The sequence below is a fragment of the Acinetobacter sp. ANC 4636 genome (genome assembly GCF_054454555.1).
Window position 1 is genome coordinate 1 of record NZ_JBTKVD010000042.1, and the last position, 1,215, is coordinate 1,215.

1 protein-coding gene is annotated in these 1,215 nt (G+C 41.6%); it reads left to right on the forward strand.

The window, feature by feature from the left end; genetic code table 11:
- Positions 1–1,215: hemagglutinin repeat-containing protein (locus ACX1N5_RS15690; protein ID WP_458803570.1), on the forward strand; the 1,215-nt coding region annotated here is incomplete at both ends.

Here is a 1,215-nt window from a genome sequence, read left to right on the forward strand (position 1 = left end):
TAGCCAAATTGGAAGTCTGGCAGGCAATATTAATATTCAGGCAGGAAATCAATATACTCAACAAGTTGCTGACCTTGTAGCAGCGAAAGATATTAATATTCGGGCCAAGGATATTGCGATACTGGAAGGAAAAAATACAGGAAGTTCTGAGCAGTCTTCACAAGATCTTAAAATTGGGCTATTTAGCCGTGTGAGTTCACCACTGATTGATTTAGCCAATGCCATAGAAGAAGCTAAAGAGAGCAAAGCCGATGATCGTACTAAGACATTACAAGGCTTGGCTGCAGTCGCTCAAGGTTATCAGTCATATAGCGATCTTCAAGGCGCTTATGTTGCCAAAGCTGAAGCTGGGATTGGTTTTAAGACTAGTCAGAGTGAGCAAAAAAGTACCTATGCCTCTTCTCAGCAAAACCTTCTCAATGCTGGGGGTAATATTAATCTGACCAGTACCGAAGGCAATATTCATCTACAAAACACGCAGGTAACGGCTAAAGATACAATCAGCCTAGATTCTGCGAAAGATATTCTTTTAGAATCTGGCCAGAGTCAGCAAAAGGCGGATGGAAAAAATAGTAATGCAGGCTTAAGTGTTGGATATGGGGCTTCTTTCGGGGCACAAACGGGGGTCTATTTCTATGCAGAGGCAGGTTATGGTCAAGGCAGCAACCATACGGACAATAACATACATAGCAATACCACGTTACAATCGGATCAACTGAAAATAAAGAGTCTGGGTGATACAACTTTAGCAGGTGCTCAAGCCTCAGCTAATCGTATTGATGCAGACATTGGAGGTAAACTCAGTGTTATCAGTCAGCAAGATACTGTTCAGCAAGATATTGATCAGACAGGTGTTGGTGCTCGCCTACAAATTTCATTAGGAACCGCTTGGCAGGTATCGGGTAACTATAGTAATAGCAATGCATCGGGTAATTCTAATTCAGTTAATAAACAGTCTGGTCTGTTTGCAGGGGAAGGAGGCTACCATGTCAAAGCGGACAGTGTTGACTTAAAAGGTGGGGCAATTGTTTCAACAGCAGCAAAGGAAAATAATGATCTAACAGCCAATAGCCTTACTTTTAGTAATATTCAAAATAGTAGTAGCTATGATGCAACTACGGTTAGTTTGTCGGGAGGTTTTGGTTCTACAAAAGAGAAAAAAGACGACAAAGCAAATACTCCAACCAGCGATGCAAAATGGCGTGATAGTCAAAG